13 protein-coding genes are annotated in these 18849 nt (G+C 70.4%); 11 read left to right on the top strand and 2 right to left on the bottom strand.

Annotation, left to right across the window (positions count from 1 at the left end; translation table 11 throughout):
* Window positions 1–11: 11 nt before the first annotated feature.
* Window positions 12–1517 carry a response regulator gene (locus tag IPI43_08475; GenBank protein MBK7774162.1) on the bottom strand — a complete coding sequence of 502 codons (1506 nt, stop codon included), beginning with the start codon at window positions 1515–1517 and terminating at the stop codon, window positions 12–14.
* Between the two features lie 197 nt (window positions 1518–1714).
* Between IPI43_08475 and IPI43_08470 the strand changes: the two genes are divergently transcribed.
* Window positions 1715–2368 carry a CPBP family intramembrane metalloprotease gene (locus tag IPI43_08470; GenBank protein ID MBK7774161.1) on the top strand — a complete coding sequence of 218 codons (654 nt, stop codon included), beginning with the start codon at window positions 1715–1717 and terminating at the stop codon, window positions 2366–2368.
* A 92-nt stretch (window positions 2369–2460) separates the two neighbouring features.
* The gene (locus IPI43_08465; protein MBK7774160.1) at window positions 2461–3345 is read left to right on the top strand and encodes a GGDEF domain-containing protein; all 885 of its coding nucleotides are present in this window, start codon (window positions 2461–2463) and stop codon (window positions 3343–3345) included.
* 207 nt (window positions 3346–3552) lie between these two features.
* Here IPI43_08465 and IPI43_08460 read toward each other — a convergent pair whose 3' ends face one another.
* The gene (locus IPI43_08460) at window positions 3553–4662 is read right to left on the bottom strand and encodes an SMI1/KNR4 family protein (protein MBK7774159.1); all 1110 of its coding nucleotides are present in this window, start codon (window positions 4660–4662) and stop codon (window positions 3553–3555) included.
* A 170-nt stretch (window positions 4663–4832) separates the two neighbouring features.
* On the opposite strand from IPI43_08460, the gene IPI43_08455 reads away from it, so the two are divergent.
* The 9 genes from IPI43_08455 (at window position 4833) to IPI43_08415 (ending at window position 18614) form a co-directional block, all read left to right on the top strand.
* Window positions 4833–6881 (top strand): transglycosylase SLT domain-containing protein, encoded by a 2049-nt coding sequence (locus IPI43_08455; GenBank protein MBK7774158.1) that lies wholly within the window; start codon window positions 4833–4835, stop codon window positions 6879–6881.
* 1 nt (window position 6882) lies between these two features.
* Window positions 6883–8145, top strand: a complete 1263-nt coding sequence (locus tag IPI43_08450) for a molybdopterin molybdotransferase MoeA (GenBank protein ID MBK7774157.1) — start codon at window positions 6883–6885, stop codon at window positions 8143–8145.
* Between the two features lie 125 nt (window positions 8146–8270).
* Window positions 8271–10421 (top strand): hypothetical protein, encoded by a 2151-nt coding sequence (locus IPI43_08445; GenBank protein MBK7774156.1) that lies wholly within the window; start codon window positions 8271–8273, stop codon window positions 10419–10421.
* Complete coding sequence (locus IPI43_08440) at window positions 10418–11416, top strand: MoxR family ATPase (GenBank protein MBK7774155.1); 999 nt, start codon at window positions 10418–10420, stop codon at window positions 11414–11416. Before IPI43_08445 ends, IPI43_08440 begins: the two co-directional genes overlap by 4 nt.
* Window positions 11417–11588: 172 nt before the next feature.
* A complete protein-coding gene (locus tag IPI43_08435) occupies window positions 11589–12386 on the top strand; it encodes a DUF58 domain-containing protein (protein MBK7774154.1) in 798 nt (265 codons plus the stop codon).
* Between the two features lie 3 nt (window positions 12387–12389).
* Window positions 12390–14297, top strand: a complete 1908-nt coding sequence (locus tag IPI43_08430) for a VWA domain-containing protein (GenBank protein ID MBK7774153.1) — start codon at window positions 12390–12392, stop codon at window positions 14295–14297.
* On the top strand, window positions 14294–17065 hold the full coding sequence (locus IPI43_08425) for a VWA domain-containing protein (protein ID MBK7774152.1): 2772 nt from the start codon (window positions 14294–14296) through the stop codon (window positions 17063–17065). Before IPI43_08430 ends, IPI43_08425 begins: the two co-directional genes overlap by 4 nt.
* 446 nt (window positions 17066–17511) lie before the next feature.
* Complete coding sequence (locus IPI43_08420) at window positions 17512–17874, top strand: TraR/DksA C4-type zinc finger protein (GenBank protein MBK7774151.1); 363 nt, start codon at window positions 17512–17514, stop codon at window positions 17872–17874.
* The gene (locus IPI43_08415) at window positions 17871–18614 is read left to right on the top strand and encodes a nuclear transport factor 2 family protein (GenBank protein ID MBK7774150.1); all 744 of its coding nucleotides are present in this window, start codon (window positions 17871–17873) and stop codon (window positions 18612–18614) included. The genes IPI43_08420 and IPI43_08415 overlap by 4 nt, the downstream gene beginning before the upstream one ends.
* The last annotated feature ends 235 nt before the right edge of the window (window positions 18615–18849 follow it).

The following is an 18849-nucleotide window of genomic DNA, read 5'->3' as shown; positions in this document are numbered from 1 at the left end:
CGCCGGGGTGGCTACGCCATCTCGCGGATGATGATCTGGATGTTGCCGCTGTCGCAGCGGTAGTCCTCGACCGTGCTCAGGAACAGCTGCGCCACGTCCGGGTCGAACTGCGATCCGGTGCAGCGGTTGATCTCGCTGGTGGCCACCTCGTGCGGGAGCGCCTTGCGGTATGCGCGGTCGCTGGTCATGGCGTCGTAGGTGTCGGCCACGCTGATGATGCGCGCGATGAGCGGGATGTCTTGCGCCTTGAGGCCCAGCGGATAACCGAGGCCGTCCCAGCGCTCGTGGTGCAGGTGAACCCCCGGGATGAGCGGGTGCAGGAACGAGATGGGCTCGAGGATGTCCCGCCCGTGGGCCGGGTGCATCTTGAAGACCTCGTACTCCTCCTGCGACAGCTTGCCCGGCTTGTTGAGGTTCATCACGCAGCCGATCTTGCCGATGTCGTGCATGAGCGCGGCCTGGCGGACGATCTCCACCTGCTCGTGGGGCAGCCCCAGCTTGAGCGCCAGCACCTGGGCGTAGGCCGCCACGCGCTCGCTATGGCCGGCCGTGTAGCGGTCCATCTTGTCGATGGCGCTGGCCAGGCCGCGGATGGTCTGCCGGAAGGTGGCCTGCAGGTCCTCGTAGAGGTGGGCGTTCTCGATGGCCGCCGACGCGCGGTTGGTGATGATCTGCTGGAGCTTGCGGAGCCCCTCGTCATAGCGCTTGCCGGCCGTGTAGCTGGCGCAGCACACCATGCCGGAGAGCTTCCCGCGGATGCGCAGCGGCGTGACGATGAGCGACACCGGGTCACCCACCTCGGGCACGCCGTTGTAGAACTGCAGCGCCGAGGTGCCCTGCTCGCGCAGCGGCCGGTCGTCCTTGAAGCGCTCGCGCAGGGCCTCCACGTCGAAGGTGCCCGTGGACGCCAAGCGGCGGAAGCGCGGGTTGCGCTCCTCGGCACGCACGAAGAACGAGCCCTCGCCGTTGTCGAGGATGATGGTCACCACGTCGGCTTCGATCTCGTGCAGCGCGGCGTCCATGACCGTGCGCAGCACCTGATCGAGCGAGAGGCTGTTGGCGATGGCCTCGCTCACCTTGTAGAGCGAGAGCGCCTCCTTGAGGCGGATGTTCTCAGCGGCCAGCTTCTGCTTCTCGAGCCCGCGGCGGATGGTGTGGACCACCTCCTCCACCTTGAACGGCTTGAGGATGTAGTCGTACGCGCCGCGCTTCATGGCGTCGATGGCGGTCTCGACCGTGCCGAAGCCCGTCATGATCACGGTGACCACGTTGGGCATGTGCTTGGCGATGGACTCCAACAGCTCGAGCCCGCCCATGTTGGGCATCTTCAGGTCGCTGAGCACCAGGTCGTAGTGGGTGCGGGACAGCTCCACCAGGGCGGCCGCGCCGTCTTCGGCGGTGCGCACCCAAAACCCCTCCATGGACAGGAAGTCGGCCAGGATCTCGCGGATGACCTTCTCGTCGTCCACCACGAGCAAGCGCGGCGCATCGTTGCTGGGCGAGGGGCTGGACGTCATGTGCGGCAGCGCGCCATGGCGGAGCGGGTTTCGTGAGACCACGAGGAGCGCGGCGCCGTGACGTGGGGGAGCATCGGGATCTTGATAGTTCTCCCCGCCGGTCCATGTCAACACGCGCGGTGAGGGGGATGCACGAATCGGCGCGTTGCCGGGCATGGTGGCCCCTGGTACCTTGCCGGCTCGTGTTGAGCCGACGCATGGGTACCGCAGTCTTGGTTTACGGACTGCTGGCCGCGTCCGGCACCCTGTGGGCCCTGCTCGCTGGCCGGAGCCCCCTGTGGCTGGCGAGCGAGGACGCCTGGCTGGGCGCCTGGCTCCCGAGCACGCTGGCCCGCACCGTCCTGTCGCTCTTGCTGGGCGTGACCGTGGCCCTGATCGCGGTGCGCGGGACGCGCGTGCTGGTGCAACGCACCGCCTGGGCGAAGCGCCTGCACATCGAGCTGCGCGGCATGGTGGGGCCGCTGTCCGGCGCAGCGATCGCCTTCTTCGCGATGACCTCGGGCGTGGTGGAGGAGCTCTTCTTCCGCGGGGCCATGCAGCCCGCGTTCGGCCTGCTGCTCACCTCGCTGGTGTTCGGCGCCGTGCACGTGGGCCCCACGCGCGCGTTCCTGCCCTGGACGTTGTGGGCCGCCATCATGGGGGCTGTCTTCGGCCTGCTCTATGCGCTGACGGGCTCGCTGCTGGGCCCCATCGCGGCGCACGTCCTCATCAACTACGAGAACATGCACTACCTGGTGTCCTACGACCCGGTCACCGTGGCCCGCGAGCGCCGCATCACGCCCGAGGCGCCCACGCTGGTGGGAGCGCCCGTGCGGACGGGTGGGAGGCCCACCCCCACCCGCGAGCGGTGACCCCCGAGCGCCAGCAGTTGACGGCCGCGCCCGCTCTCTTCTACCCTGAGCGGGACCGCCTTCTCACGGTCGCAGGGAACGCGCAGCGCTTCATGGACTCGGACATCAAGACACGGGTGACTCCGCTCGAGGATCTCAAGCTCCCTGTTAAGGAGGGCCAGGATTGCCTCGTGATCATCTACTCTTCGGATGCTCGGCAGTTCGGCAAGCGCTACCTCCTCACGGCGGAGACGGTCAGCATCGGGCGCGGGAGCGAGAACGAGGTGGTGCTCGAGAACGACGCCGTGTCGCGCAAGCACGCCGTCATCGAGAAGCGCTCGCGGGCCTATTACGTGCAGGACCTCGAGTCCACCAACGGCACGTACGTGAACGACGCCCTGGTGCGGGACTACCAGCTGCGGCGCGGTGACCAGATCAAGATCGGTGACACGATCATGAAGTTCCTCTCTGGCTCCGACATGGAGGCGCAGTACCACGAGACCATCTACAAGATGACCATCGTGGACGGGCTCACCGGGGTGAACAACAAGCGCTTCTTCCTGGACGCCATGGACCGCGAGATCCCGCGCGCGCGCCGCCACCAGCGGCCGCTGTCGCTGGTCATGATGGACTTGGACCACTTCAAAGGCATCAACGACACGTTTGGCCACCTAGCCGGCGACTTCGTGCTCAAGGAGTTCGCCCAGCTGGTGAAGGCCCGCCTGCGGCCGGACGACATCCTGGCGCGCTACGGCGGCGAAGAGTTCGCGGTCATCCTGCCCGAGACCGACCGCGAAGGCGCCCACAAGATCGCCGACGAGCTGCGCGCCCTGGTGGCCGCCCACCGCTTCGAGTTCGAGCGCGAGCCCGTGCGCGTGACACTGAGCTGCGGCGTGGCCCAGCTGGCCGAGGGCTGGGACGTGCTGCACTTCGTGAAGGCCGCCGACGACCGGCTCTACTTCGCCAAGAACTCCGGCCGCGACCGCGTCGCCAGCTGAATCACGTCGGAGGCGCCACGAACCTCCACGTGAGCGTGGTCCTTGACGGCGACGGCGACGGCGACGACCTGTTTCAGGGCGCGTTCCGCGTTGATTGAAGCTCCCGGGCAGTCGACGCTGCCGAGCGTCCGACGCTGAAGGTAGTCTCGTCGCCGTCGCCGTCAAAGACCACGACAACGATGGACGTGGTCGTTGGTGGTCACGTGATTAGAAGTCGCGGCGGGCCCGCAAGCAATCGCCAAGCGGATAGCGCTCGCGCAGCGGCGCCATGCTGGGCTCCAGCAGCAGGTCTTCGTCGCGCACCACGCCCGCGTGATAGCTGCGCTTCACGGCGGTGAACCACGCGTCCAGGTCTGGCTGCGGCGGCACCAGCGGCTCCTCGCGGAGCGGGTCGAGCGGGGGAAACGGCCCACCCGTCTCGATGGCCATGCGGATGGCGTGCACGTCCGGGCGCTCGTCGTCGTCGGCGGCTTCTTCCAGCTGGGAGAGCATGCGCACCCAGCGCGAGGGCGACCCCGTGCGACGCGCCAACGGCGCCACCACTTGGGCCACCCACAACGGCGTGGTCTCGCGCTGCTCCCACGCGGACGAAGGTGCGCGCGCGGCCAGCCGCGACGACGCTTCGTAGGCCTCGGCGCGCTTGTCGATGAGCACCGCGATCTTGAGGGCCTCCCAGTCGCACCAGGGCAGCGGCGGCACGCAGCGGGCGGCAGCCAAGTACGCCTTCATGGACTCTTCCGGCATGCCGGCGCGCTTGCGGGCATGGGCCACGCTCGCATACGCCGTGGCCACGTCCGGCTCCACGTTCACGTGCCGCTCACCCTTGCGCAGGTAGACGTCCAACGTGAATTCCGCGCCGAAGTCGCCGCTCTCCCACTCGTTCACGCACGTCTGGCACCAGCCGTCCATGGTGCGGTGGATCATCCGCTCTTCGCCGGTGTCCGGGTAGTAGTCCACGATGGGCCAGGTGTCCGACACGGGCCCCGCGCTGCGGTCGAAGGCCAGCAAGCTGCCCTCGGCGGTCTGGCAGAAGGGCAGCAAGAGCTCCGGATCCAGGAAGTCTTTCTTCACGGCCTGCGCGTAGTCACGCACCGCTGCGCCGATGGTGCCGGGCTCGAGACCCACTGGCAGCATCTTGCCCACGGGCAGCTCGCCGCCGTTGAAGCGCGTGAGGATGAGCCGCAGGTCCGACGGGAGCGGGCCGCCCAGGGTCTGCTCCAGCGCCCGGAGCTCCGCGTTGGACGCCGGAGGGTTCAGCGTCAGCGTGGCGCGGTTGGCACCAACCCACTTCAGAAACTGGCGAACACCACGATGCACGAGCACTCCTGGTTGGCCCCGCAGGCACGCCGCGGGGTGAGCTGCGGGTGACCCGCCCCGGATGTCTACCGCGCTTCGCCGGCCACGTAAACGACCGTTTCGGTGGGCTAGCGCGCGACGCAGGAGGGCCTTCTGGTCATGGTGGACGGGTGCGGCTAGCATGCAGGGTGGTGTCCCTCCTCACGGCAGCTCGCGCGCTCGTTCGCTCCCCCTGGGCGGGCCGCGTCGTGCATGGGGTGACGCTGGGCGCGGCGCTGACGTTCGCGCCTGCCCTCGCCCTGGGACAGCCGGTGGAGGGCGACGAAGCCGCTTCGTTGCGGGCGCTGCACGAAGCCGAGCGCGCGCTGTTTCGCCCTGTGGGGGCGCGGACCGAGGGGGGTGACAGCCCGCGCGTCTTGGACCGCATCCCGAGCGCGCTGACGTCGGACGGTCCGCCTCGCCGGCCCGAGACCGCCCGCGGCGAGGCCGACTTGAGCTGGCTGCGGGGCATCGCCCTGCCCGACCTTCCGGTGCGTTGGGACGAGCGCGTGGTGCGCTTCCTCGAGTACTTCCGGAGTGACCCACGCGGGCGTCAGCTGATGTCGGGCTGGATTCAGCGCTCCACGCGCTACGGCGCCATGATCGACCGGGAGCTGGCCACCGCCGGCCTGCCGCGCGATCTGCGCTGCGTGGCCATGGCCGAGAGCGGCTTCGACCCCACGGTGCGGAGCCACGCGGGGGCTGCCGGGATGTGGCAGTTCGTGCCCGTCACGGGCGAGGAGTACGGGCTCACCCGCACGCACTGGGTGGACCAGCGCAACGACCCGATTCGGTCCACCCGCGCCGCGGCGGCCTACCTGCGCGACCTGCACCAGCGGCTTGGAGCATGGGAGCTGGCGCTCGCGGCCTACAACATGGGCTATGGCGCGATGGTGCGGTCCATCCGAAAATACAACACCAACGACTTCTGGGCCCTGGCGCGGCTCGAGTCCGGGCTGCCCTTCGAGACTACGGTCTACGTCTCCAAGATTCTGGCGTGTGCCATCGTGATGCGGAACCCCGAGCGCTTCGGGTTCGCGGAGCTCACGCGCGACACGCCCATCGAGATCGAAGAGGTGCTGGTGTCCGGGGGCGTGCAGCTGTCCACTGTGGCGCGCGCCGCGGGGATGCCCCCGCGCGAGCTCTTGGCGCTCAACCCCGAGCTGCTGCGCGGACGCACGCCGCCTGGTGGGGAGTATGCCGTGCGCATCCCGCGCGAGCGCCTCGAGACGTTCGGCCGGGCCTGGGCGCGCGTCCGTCCACGCGACCGCACCTATGGCACGCACGTGGTGCGCTTCGGCGAGAGCCTCGACGAGGTGGCGTGGTCGTTCCGCACCAGCGTGGAGGTGTTGCGCGAGCTCAACGAGCTCGAAGACGACAGCCGGGTCAGCGCTGGGTTGGCGTTGGTGGTGCCGGCAGGCACGCCTCGTCAGCGCGCCTCGGCCACACGCCGCGAGATCGTCAGCGTGACGGGAAGCGTGGTGGAGCTGCCCGGCCGGCGGCGTGTGTTCTACCCGGTGCGGGGCGGTGAGTCGCTGGCCGACGTGGCCCGCTTCTTCGGCGTGAGCGTGGACGAGGTGCGGGGCTGGAACGCGCTCGACCCGCAGGCACGCCTGGTCTCGGACATGGTGCTGCAGCTCTTCGTGGACCCGCGCCGAGACCTGGCGCAGACCATCGTGCTCACCCCGGACGAGGTGCGCGTGCTGGTGGTGGGCACCGAGGAGTTCTTCGAGTACCACGAGACCCAAGCGGGCCGGGTGCGGCTGCGCTACGTGGTGCAGCCCGGCGACACACTGCGCAGCCTGGCAGACCGCTACGGCAGGCGGGTGGCCGACCTGGCGCGCATCAACCGCTTCTCGCGGCGCAGCGACATCGTGCCCGGCCAAGAGCTGGTGATCTACGCCGACCCCACCCGCCTGGCCGCTGCCACCGCTGCCGCGCGACGCGAGCAGGAAGCCGTGGTCGTGGCCGCGCGCGATGGGGCGAGCGAAGACGAGGAAGCGCTGGCGGACGACGACGCGAGTGACGACGACGGCGAAGCCCGCGAGGGCGCGCTGGACGCGGAGGACGAACTCGACGACGAACCGGAGCGGACCGAGCGCCGCGACGACGGCGAGCGAGGCACCGAAGACGAGCAGGACGACCAGGACGACGAAGACGACCAGGGCGATGCCGCCGGCAGAGGCCCGCAGGAACCGTGAGATGCTGACCATCGGCGAGGCCATCGCGGGCGTCCTGCGCGACGTCGCCCCACTGGAAGCCGAGACGGTGCCCCTCCCGGTCGCGTTCGGCCGGGTGCTGGCCGAGGACGTCGCCGCCCGCATGGACAGCCCGCCCTTCGCCAACAGCGCCATGGATGGCTACGCGGTCCGCGCGGAGGACCTTACGGAAGCACTTACGGAAGCGCCCGTGAGGCTGCCCGTGATGGGCGAGTCGAGCGCGGGTGGCACGCAGCGGCCTGTCTGCCCGGCCGGGGCGGCCGTGCGCATCTTCACGGGCGCCGCCCTGCCCCACGGCGCCGACGCGGTGGTGCTCCAGGAGGACGTCACCCGCGAAGGCGACCTGGCGTGCTTCACGGAGGCTGCCAAGCCCGGCGAGAACGTTCGCCAGCAAGGCGAAGACGCTCGCGTGGGGGACCCCCTGCTGCGGCGAGGCGGGCGCGTGACCGCCGGGGAGATTGGACTGCTGGCCAGCCAGGGAATCGCCGAGGTGGCCGTGGTGCGGCGGCCGCGCGTCGCGGTGCTGTCCAGCGGGGACGAGCTGCGGCGCATCGACGACCCCGAGCGCCCGGGCAGCATCATCAACTCCAACGCCTACATGCTGGAGGCCATGTTGCGGGACGTGGGTGCCATCCCGGAGGTGTTGCCCATCGTGCGCGACGACCTGGGGGCGCTGACCGTGGCGCTCACGGCAGCGCTGCGGGACAACGACCTGGTCATCACCAGCGGTGGTGTGTCCGTGGGTGACCACGATCTGATGCGCCCCGCCTTTGAGGCCGCCGGCGTCGAGATGGCGTTTTGGAAGGTGGCCATCAAGCCCGGAAAGCCCTTCGCTTTCGGGCGGCGCCCCGACGGGAAGCGGGTGCTGGGCCTGCCGGGGAACCCGGTCAGCGCGTTCGTCACGTTCGAGGTGCTGGTGCGGCCGCTGCTGCGCGCGCTTCTGGGAGACGCCACTCCGCATCGCGGCCTGTTGCGGGCCACCCTGGCGTCCACCGTGAAGCAGACGCGCGGGCGCGACGAGCTGCTGCGCGGCCGCCTGGTCCACGACGCGAGCTGCGCGCCCGGGGTGGCGTTCGTGCCGGTTCCGCGGCGGGGCTCGGGGGCCCTGCCGGCGCTCGCGGGGGTAGACGTGCTGGCCCTCATTCCGGCGGGCACCGGGGACGTCCCCGCAGGCACCAGCGTGGATTGCCTGCCGCTCTTCGATGGGCCGGGGCGCGGCACTTCGCCGTTCGGAACGGCGGGCTGAAGCGGGCGCTCGGGGAAGATCCCGCGCGTCCGCGCGTTCACCGGATCAGGCGCCTTCCAGTCCGCTATAGTCCGCTCCTGCCTCACGTCGTGGGAACTTTCTTCTCCCGGCACGGTCCACTCTGAATGACCACCCTTCCCACGCCCCTGGCCCACGCGGTCGCAGCCGTCCGGCGCCGCGTGCGCACCCGTCGCGCCATCGAGGCCGGCACGCTCTTCGCCATCGTCGCCCTCGCCGCGGCGGCCATCGTGGTGGCCAGCGTGAAGACCCGCGTGCTCAGTGCCGAGCTGGGGACCACGTGGCTGCTCGTGTGTGCGGCCCCTGCCCTTCGCGGCGCGCTGCTGGGTGCCCTTCGCCGCGTGTCGCCACTTCACGCCGCCCAGCTGCTGGACCGCGCGCACTCGCTCGACAGCCGGGTAGCCAGCGCCGTGGAGTTCACCAACCTGCCGGCCGCCGAGCGCAGCGCCTTCATGGACGCCGCCATCGCCGACGCCGCCCAACGCAGCGCCGGGCTCCAACCCGCGCGCGCCATGCCGCTGCGGGTGCCTCGTGACTGGCCCATTGGGCTCGCGCTGCTCACCATCGTGCTGGTGGTCACGCAGCTGGAGGTGCTGGGTCGCGCGCCCGCGCCGCCCATCAGCGACCTGAACCCCATGCTGGTGCACCCCGACGACCTCGACGCCTTCGAGAGCGCCCTCCGCCCCATGTTGGAGAACCCGGAGACCGACGAGGCCACGCGCGAAGCCGCGCGCGACTTCAATGACATCCTCGAGCGCCTGGCCGACCGCGAGCTGGACCGCACCGAGGCGCTGCGTGAGCTGCGCGAGCTGGAGACCCGCCTGGCCGAGTCCCGGCCCATGGAGGCCGAGGCCCTGAACGACGCCCTGCGCGAGATGGGCAACGAGCTGGCGCGCCAAGGTCTGACCGAGGCCGCGTCGGAGGCCATGCGCAACGCCGAGGCCGAGGCGGCCGCCGAAGCCATGGAGCAAATGGCCGAGCGTGTGCGCAGCGAAGACGTCTCGCGCGCCGAGCTGGACCGCCTGCGGGAGGCCATGGAGCGCGCGGCGCAGGACAACAGCCAGCGCGACCGCGAGGAGCTGGACCGGCGCCTCGAAGAGCACCGGGAGGAAATGGAGAGCCTGCTCCAACGTCAGCGTGAAGAGGGCGGGCTCGACGAGGAAGAGGAGAGCTTGCTGCGTCGCCGGCAGCGCGAACTCGAGACGCTGCAGCGCGACCAGGCCGCCATGGAAGAACGCCGCCGCCAGCTGGACCGCCTGCGCCGTGAGATGGACCAGGCCGCGCAAGACCTCAACCGGAACGCGCGCGAGGAAGCCGCGCAGCGCATGGAGCAGATGGCGGAAGACCTCAACCGCATGGCGCGCGAGCAGATGAGCGAGGAGCAGCGCCAGGAGATGCAGCGCCAGATGGAGCAGCTGCGCGAGATGATCCGCCGGGCCCAGCAGCAGCAACAGCAGGGGCAACAGGGCCAGCAAGGCCAGCAAGGTCAGCAGGGCCAACAAGGTCAGCAGGGTCAGGGTCAGGGCCGCGAGGGCATGATGCAGCGCTTCCGCTTGGGTGCCGCGGGTGAGGGCGGCCAGCAGGCGCGCATCCGCATGCCGGGCGAGGGCCAGCAGGGCCAACAAGGTCAGCAGGGTCAGGGCCAGGGCCAGCAAGGTCAGGGCGAAGGCCAGCAGGGCCAGGGCCAGGGGCAACAGGGTCAAGGCCAGGGTCAGCAAGGCCAGGGCCAGGGCCAGGGCCAAGGCCAGCAGGGCCAGGGCGGGCAGCCCGGCGGCCAGGGCCAAGGTCAGGGTCAGGGCCAGGGTCAGGGCGACATGGAGCTCACGCTCGATCCCTCGGGACAAGGCGGCGGCAACGCCACGCTGGAGATGCCCGGAGAGGGCCAAGGCCAGGGTCAGGGTCAGGGCGAAGGCAGCGGTAGCGTGGGCCCCGGCGCGGGCAGCGGCGACGGCGGCGAGATGCTCGGCGAAGACCCCACGCGGCTGAACGCCAACACACGCGACTCACGGGTGGAGGGCCAGCAGAGCGAGGGCCCCTCCCGCAGCGAGGTCATCCTGGGCGCGGCGGAGCGCGGCTTCGTGGGCCGTGGCTACCGCGACGTGCACACGGACTACTCCAACCACGCCGAAGAGGTGCTGGAGCGCGACGAGGTCCCGCCCGGCTACCGCTTCTACGTGCGGCGCTACTTCCAACTCATCCGGCCGCGCGACGCGGCAGACACGCAGACCGCGGGCACCCCGCAGGAGACGAACCCATGAGCAAGGACACCCCGGCCGAGGTCGTGCAGAGCTTCGGCCGCGACGTGAAGCGGGTGAAGGAAGAGATCGGCAAGATGATCGTCGGTCAGGACGACATCGTGGACGGCGTGCTCACGTGTCTCTTGGCGGGCGGCCAAGCACTGCTCGAGGGCGTCCCGGGCCTGGGCAAGACCATGCTGGTGCGCACGCTGGCCGAGTCCATGCGCCTCGACTTCTCGCGCATCCAGTTCACGCCGGACCTCATGCCCGCCGACATCCTGGGCACCACGGTGTTGTCCGAGGACGCGCACGGCAAGCAGAAGCTCGAGTTCCGCAAGGGGCCCATCTTCTCCAACATCGTGCTGGCCGACGAGGTCAACCGCGCCACGCCCAAGACGCAGAGCGCCTTGCTGGAGGTCATGCAGGAGCACTCGGTCACCATCGGCGGCAAGACCTACCCGATGGACCAGCCGTACTTCGTGCTCGCCACGCAGAACCCGCTCGAGATGGAGGGCACCTACCCGCTGCCCGAGGCGCAGCTCGATCGCTTCCTGTTCAAGCTGCAGGTGGAGTTCCCCTCGCGCCAGGAGCTGCACGCCATCCTGGACCGCACCACGGGCGCCGACACCCCCGTGGTCAAGCCGGTGCTGGACAAGGAGACCATCCTCCAGATGCGCAAGGTGGTGCGTGACGTGGCCGTCGCCCGGCACGTGCAGGACTACGCCATCCGCGTGCTGGAGGCCACGCACCCCGGCCGCCCTGGCGCACCAGACAGCGTGACCCGCTTCGTGCGCTTCGGCGGCAGTCCCCGCGGCGTGCAGGCCACCCTGCTGGCCGCCAAGATCAAGGCCCTCTTCGACGGCCGCTTCAGCGCCAGCATCGACGACGTGCGCTGGGCCGCGAAGCCTGCGCTGCGCCACCGCATGATCCTGAACTTCGAGGGCGAGGCCGAGGGCGTGCGCACGGACCAAGTGCTGGACGACATCCTCAAGTCCGTGCCCGAGACGGCGAAGTAGCCAGCACGTGCTGAGCTGGTTCCGACGAAAGGCTGCTGCGGGAGCGGGCACGAGCCCGGCCCCCGCGCGTGCGCGACGTGCACCGAGCGCCAACGGAGACCTCTTCGACGAGGAGTTCCAGCGGCGCCTCGAGTACCTCGCCATCGTGTCGCGGCGCATCTACAACGGGCGCATGCGCGCGGAGCGGCGCTCCAAGAAGACGGGCGCGGGCATCGAGTTCGCGGACCACCGCGAGTACGTGCCGGGCGACGACTTCCGCTACCTGGACTGGAACGTCTACCAGCGCACCGGGCGCCTGCTGCTGCGCTTGTTCGAAGAAGAGGAGGACCTCTCGGTCTACGTGCTGGTGGACTCCTCGCGCTCCATGGGCATGGGCGACCCGCCCAAGCTGGACTACGCCAAGCAGCTGGCCGCGGCGTTCGCCTACGTGGCGCTCGCCAACCTGGACCGCGTGTCGGTGCTCACGTTCGACTCGGGCATGCACGCGCGCCTGGCGCCCACGCGCGGCAAGAACCGCATCTTCAAGGTGTTCGACTTCCTGCGCGACGTGGTGCCCGAGGGCGAGACCCAGATGGGCGAGTCGCTGCGCACCTTCGCCGCACAGAACAAGCGCCGCGGCGTGGCCATCCTGATCAGTGACCTGTACGACCCGGCGGGCTTCGAGGCCGGCATCAACCAGCTGCGCTTCGCCAAGTTCGAGCCCTTCGTGCTGCAGGTGTTCGACCCGGCCGAGGTGCGCCCGGAGATCAACGGCGACGTGCGCCTGGTGGACCACGAGACGGGCGAATACCGCGAGGTCACCATCACGCCGCGCCTGCTCGAGAAGTACGCCGAGGCGCACGCCAGCTACCGCAAGCGCATCGAGGACTTCTGCACGAAGAAGCACGTGGCCTACCAGGCCGTGCAGACCGACGTCCCGTTCGACGAAGCCGTGCTCGCGGTGCTGCGTCGCGGAGGCCTGCTGGGCTGAACCATGGGCGCCTCCGGACTCACGCTCACAGGGCTCTCGCTCACCCAGGTGCTCATGGTGCTGGGTGGCTTCGGCGTGGGCGCCGTCATCCTGTACCTGCTCAAGCTGCGGCGCCGGCAGGTGGAGGTGCCGTTCGTTCGGCTGTGGGAGGAGATCCTCGCCGAGAAGCAGACCACGCGCCTGTTCTCGCAGCTCAAGCGCTGGCTCTCGTTGCTGTTGGCGCTGTTCATCATCGCCATCCTGGCGTTTGCGCTCGGCGACCCGCGCTACCAGGGCGCCACCGAGCAGGGCCGCTCGCTGCTGGTGCTGGTGGACGCGAGCGCCTCCATGTCCGCCACGGATGTGGAGCCGTCGCGCTTCGAAGCGGCCGAGGCCGAGCTGCGCCGCTTGATCGATGGCCTCGGCCCCGCCGACCGCCTGCAGATCGCCCAGCTGGACGAGACCGCCACGCCGCTCTCGCCGCTCACCAGCGACGCGCGCGTGCTGCGCGACGCCATCGAGTCGCTGAGCACCACGCACCTGCGCGCCAACCTGCGCCCGGGCCTGCACCTGGCGCTGGACGTGCTGCGTGGGCAGCCGCGCGCCGAGGTGGTGGTGCTGACCGACGGCGGCCTCGAGGCCAGCGACAGCATGGCGGCGGAGCTCACGGAAGCGGAGATCCGGCTCAGCTGGGTGCGCATCGGCCGCGCCGACGCCAACGTGGGGTTGTCGGCCTTCGCGGTGCGCCGCTACCCGCTCGACAAGAGCCAGAGCGAGGTGCTGGTGGAGCTGTGGAACCCCACCGACGAGGCGCGCCAGGTGGAGCTGCAGCTCATCGGCGACGGCGAGCCCGTGGACATCCAGACGCTTTCGCTCGGGCCCGAAGAGCGCCTGCGCCGCACCTTCCGCAACGTGTCGGGCGTGGACCGCACGCTGGAAGCGCGGCTGGTCACGCGCGAGGGCCTCGACCACCTGGACGCCGACGACCACGCGTTCGCGCGCCTGCCCGAGCGGCGCCGTGCGCGTGTGCTGCTGGTCTCGCGCGGAAACCTGTACCTGCAGGCAGCGCTGGTGCTGGACGAGTACCTCGACGTGGTCGAGGTCACTCCCGAGGCGTATCCGCCCGAGGGGCGCTTCGACGTGGTGCTCTTCGACGCCTGGGTGCCGCCCACGCCGCCGGACACCGCGGCGCTCTATCTGTATCCGCGCCCGGACGAAGGCGTGACCGGCCCATTCCCCATCGTGGGTGAGGTGGAGGGCCCCACGGTGGATCGCGTGGAGCGGCGGCACCCGCTGGTGCGCTGGACGGCGCTGGCCGACGTGAACATTGCCTCGGCGCTGCAGGTGACGCTCGAGCGCGAGGACCGCGTGGTGGCCGGCACCGACGCCCTGCCGCTCATCGTGGAGGGCCGCCGCAACGGGCAGCGCTTCGTGGCCCTCAACTTCGACCCGCGCCGCAGCGACCTGGTGCTGCGCGTGGCCTGGCCGCTGTTCTTGCTCAACACCATCGACTGGTTCGTCCAGGAAGACGCCCGCTACGTGTCCAGCTACTACACCGGCGAGACCTGGCACATCCCCGTGCCGGCAGGCGCCACGCAGGCCACCTTGATGGGCCCGGACCAGCGTGAGTACGTGGTCCCCGTCGCCGAGGGGCGCGCGCTCTTCGCGGGCACGCACGCCGGCATCTACACCATCCGCACCGAGGGCGCCGACGGCGTCTCCAGCGAGGACTCTTTCGCGGTGAACCTGGGTGCCGGAGACGAGACCGAGATCAAGCCCACCGACCGGCTCGCGGTGGGCGCCACCGCTGCTGGGCGCGTCACCCCCGGCGCCGTGGGCGTGCGCCGCGAGCTGTGGCTGTACCTGCTGGGGGCTGTGCTGCTCATCCTGGGCGTGGAGTGGTTCACGTACCACCGGAGGTACACGGTATGAGCCGCGCCCGCTCCATGAACCTGGGCGCGCTCGCGCTGGCGGTGCTGCTGGGCGCCGCGGCCGCGGTAGCCATCGGGCTGCAGGTGTGGGACCACGACCTCGCTTGGGAGTTCGGCGGTGAGCGCTACGAGTTCCTCGCCTCGCGCGCGCTGGTGCTGCTGGGGGTCTTGCCGCTCTTGGGCTGGGTGGCCACGCTCTCGCTGGCGGACCTGCCGCCGCTCCAGAAGTGGCTCGGCGTGCTGCTGCGGGCCGTGCTCATGGCGGCGCTGGTGCTGGGCCTGGCGCGGCTCTCGCGCACCACCGACAGCGCGCGCATCAGCACGGTGTTCCTGGTGGACGTGTCGGACTCGGTCACCGACGAGGCCATCGCGGAGGCACGCGGCAAGGTTCAGGCCGCGCTCGATGCGCGTGGCGAGCACGACGTGCAGCTCATCACCTTCGCGCGGCACGCCCGCGTGGTGCCGCTGGCGCGTGAGGCCACCGAGTTGCCGGAGCGGCTGGCGCGGCACGGCGACGAGGCGCACACGGACGCCGGCGCGGGGTCCAACATGGCGGCCGCGCTGCAGCTGGCCTATGGCCTCTTCCCGCCGGGGCACCTGCGCCGCGCGGTGCTGCTGTCGGACGGTGGCCAGACCGAGGGCGACCTCCTGGCCGAGGCCAGCCGCGCGCGCGAGTTCGACGTGCGCCTGTTCCACCACGTCTACACGCAGGGCGCGCCCGAAGAGGTGGCCGTGCGCGACATGACGGTGCCCGAGCAGCTGCGCGTCGGCGACCCCTTCCCGGTGCGCGCGCGCGTGTTCTCCAACTACGCCGCCGAGGCCCGCGTGCGCCTCTACCAGGGCGAGACGTTGAACGGCCTCGACTCCGTGCGCGACGTGACGCTCACGCCGGGCGACAACGAGATCGAGTTCCAGTCCGTGGTGCGCGTGGCGGGCCCCGTCACCTATCGCCTCGAGCTGCAGCCGCGCGGCGAGGACCGCTTCCCGGCGAACAACCGCTTCGAGACCACCGCGGTGGTGCCGGGCAAGCCCAGCGTGCTGTACGTGGAGGGCGCCGCCGGGCGCGCCAACTACCTGAGCCGCGCGCTCGCCGCGGGCGAGTTCGACGTGGACGTGCGAACGCCGCGCTCCATCCCGACGAGCGCCGCCGAGCTCGAGCGCTTCGACTTCTTCATGCTCTCGGACGTCTCGGCGGACGAGGTCTCCATGAGCCAGATGGACGCCATCGAGCGCTACGTCCGCGACCAGGGCGGCGGCTTCATGATGGCCGGCGGCGAGAGCGGCTTCGGCCTCGGCGGCTGGCAGGGCTCGCGCATGGAGCGCCTCCTGCCCGTGCGGATGGACGCCGAGCGGCGCCGCAACCAGCCCTCGCTCGCGCTGGCCCTGGTCATCGACCGCAGCGGGTCCATGGCGGGCCAGAAGCTGGAGCTGGCCAAGGAGGCCGCGCGCGCCACCGCCGAGATGCTGGGCGCCGACGACTACATCATGGTGGTGGGCTTCGACTCCGAGCCCGAGCGCATCGTGCGCATGCAGAGCGCCCGCAACCGACTGCGCATCGTGCGCGACATCAGCCGCATGACGGCGCGCGGCGGCACCAACATCTTCCCGGCGCTCGACATGGCCTACCAAGACCTCGCGGTCACGCGCGCTCGCGTGAAGCACGTCATCGTGCTCACCGACGGGCAGGCTCCGGAGAGCGGCATCGCCGAGCTGGTGCAGGTCATGCGCGCCGAGGGCATCACGGTCACCAGCGTGGGCCTGGGCTCTGACGTGAACCGCGTGCTGCTGGAGCAGGTGGCGTCGCTCGGCGGCGGCCGCAGCTACTTCACCAGCGACCCGCACAACGTGCCGCGCATCTTCATGCGCGAGACCACCACCGTGGCGCGCTCGGCCGCCGTGGAAGAGTACTTCCAACCCATGGTGGTGCAGAACGCGGACTTCCTGCGCGGCATCGACATCGCGTCCGCGCCGTTCCTGCACGGTTACGTGGCGACCCGCCGCAAGCCCACACCCGCGCAGGTCATCCTGCAGAGCGATCTGGGCGAGCCCATCCTGGCGCGCTGGCGCGTGGGCCTCGGCTGGTCCATGGCGTGGACCAGCGACGTGAAGAACCGCTGGGCCGTGGAGTGGCTGCGCTGGCCGCAGTTCTCCCGCTTCTGGACCCAGCTGGTGCGCGAGCACATGCGCCAGCGCCGCCGCGAGACGCTGGACATGACCGCCGAGGTGCTGGACGGCGAGGTGCGCGTCACGGTGGACGCCATCGACACCGCGGACCGCTTCATGAACGACCTCGAGTCCACGCTGACGGTGGAAGGCCCCATGGGGGCGCCCGCGGCCCGCGAAGGCGTGGACAACCCCCAGGCGCGCGTGCGCGAGACCCACGCCCTGCGCCAGACCGCGCCGGGCCTCTACGAAGCGCGCTTCCCACTCGAGCGCTACGGCTCCTTCATGCTCACCGCCAGCCACGAGCGCCAAGGCCGCCCGGTGGCCGAGAGCACCGCCCAGCTGGCCAACCCCTACCCGCGCGAGTACCTCACCTTCGAGCCCAACCGCGCCCTCCTCGAGCGCGCCACTGGCGTCACCGGCGGCGGCGCCCTCGACGCCATCAGCGCCCTCTTCGACCCCGGCGACGAGACCATCCGCTCCCACGAAGAGCTCTGGCCCAAGCTCCTCTTCCTGGCCCTAGGCCTCTTCCTCCTAGACCTGGCCCTCCGCCGCGTCCGCCTCTTCGACCGAGACTTCCGCCGTCCGGTCCGCAAGCGCCGCTGAAACGGACACGGACAACAGCCGTCGCCGTCGCCGTCAACGCCCACGTCAACGATCTGCGGATCGCGCAGACCGCCTAGCGCTCCGTCGCGCCCAGTCGCGCCCCCCTCCCCCCCGGCAGGCCCCCCTTCCAGTCGAGCTCACCCGGATGCCGGCTCCAAACGTCACCGAGGAGGGCGAGGGGCGTCCTGGGCAGCGGGACTTGGGGGGCCCCCGGAATCAAACGCAGCGCGCAGCGCGGAGTGCCGATTCCAGGGGGGTACCAGAGCGAGCGCCAGCGCGAGCGATCCCGCAGACCAGGATGCCCCTCGCCCTCCGATCGATCACCCTGAAGGCGACACCCACGACCGAGCTTGACTCGGTAGGGGGTGTGGTTACCATCGCTGGTCCCGCTGGCCCCGCCCCAGGGCAAGGCCAGCCCAAGCTGCACTGCTCGGAGCCCGATCACGATGAAGAAGAGCGAAATCACCCGCCTGCGAAAGATCCTCGAAGAGAAGCGCGAGAGCGTCATCCGTCGGGCGCGGGAGACCATGGAGAACGACATGGCGCTCGACGTGAACGAACTGCCCGACGAGATGGATCTCGCCAGCAGCGAGTACATGCAGTCGTTCACGCTGCGCCTCCGTGGCCGCGAGCGTGTGCTGCTGCAGAAGATCGACGTGGCGCTCAAGAAGATGGAGACGGACGAGTACGGCATGTGCGTGGAGTGCGAGGAGCCGATCTCCGTGAAGCGCCTCGAAGCACGCCCCGAGACCGAGCTCTGCATCCGCTGCAAGGAAGACCAGGAGCGCCAGGAGCGGGACTTCACTTGAGCGATCCGGGCGCACCGACGCCGGGGAGCGTCGCAGAGTCGTTTGCGTCCGCGCTGGTGCGAGATGACTGGACCGCGGTCGCAGCGAAGCTGGCGCCGGACGCCACATGGACCATCGCCGGCGAAGCACCGGTCCATGGACGGGACGACATCACGGACCGCCTCCGCGAGTACGTGCGAAAGGGCAGCGCCCCTCGGCTGGACGGCCCCCTGCGCGTCACCCGCGGCACGGAAGTCGCCTGGCCTTCCCGCGAGCGCGCCCGGTTCTCGAACGAGACCGGCGACGCGGCCCGTATCGACATCGTGGATGTGGACGCCGCCGGCCTGGTGCGTGGCTGGGCCACCGTGCTGACGGGTAGTCCCACGGAAGGGACTCAGGCCCGCAGCGCAGCCTTGTTGGCCTATGTGGAGCGCGTCGGTCGTGCAGACGCCGAGGCCGCCCTCGAGCTCTTCGCAGGCGACTGCAGCGTGGAAGACCCCGTCGGGACACCGGTCCACCAGAGCCGGGCGGCCGTCGAGGCGTTCTATCGAGGCGGCCTTGGCGCCATCACCGGGACCACCTTGCTGGGGCCACCCGTGGTGGCCAGTGAGGGGCCGGGCGCCATTGCCTTCCGGGTGGAACTGCAGCTGCCGGACCGCGCGATCGCGCTCGAAGTGATCGACGTGATGAGCTTCGACGCAGCTGGGCGGTTCACCTCGATGCGTGCGTTCTGGGGCCGCGACAACCGCCTTTCGCGGTAATTCCCGCCCGTCCCTGCCGCAGTTTTGGCCAGTTGCGCGGGCCTGGCCTGGCGCTGCACCGACCGAAATTTGACAGTCGTGGGTGAAACGCACCCGTTACAAAGCCGCGCAACGCTGGTACACTGGTCGGGTCGTACGACTTCGAGAGGCGCACCAATGCGGCTGGCCAGCACTAAACTTCATCCGAACACTCAGCACCCTCATTCTATTCGGCGGCCTCGTGTCGGCCTGCGCT

It is taken from the genome of Sandaracinaceae bacterium, assembly GCA_016706685.1.
Classification (GTDB): Bacteria; Myxococcota_A; Polyangia; order Polyangiales; family Houyiibacteriaceae; genus JADJJE01.
The sequence above is the reverse complement of the archived record's forward strand: the minus strand, read 5'-3'. Positions and strand labels throughout refer to the sequence as shown.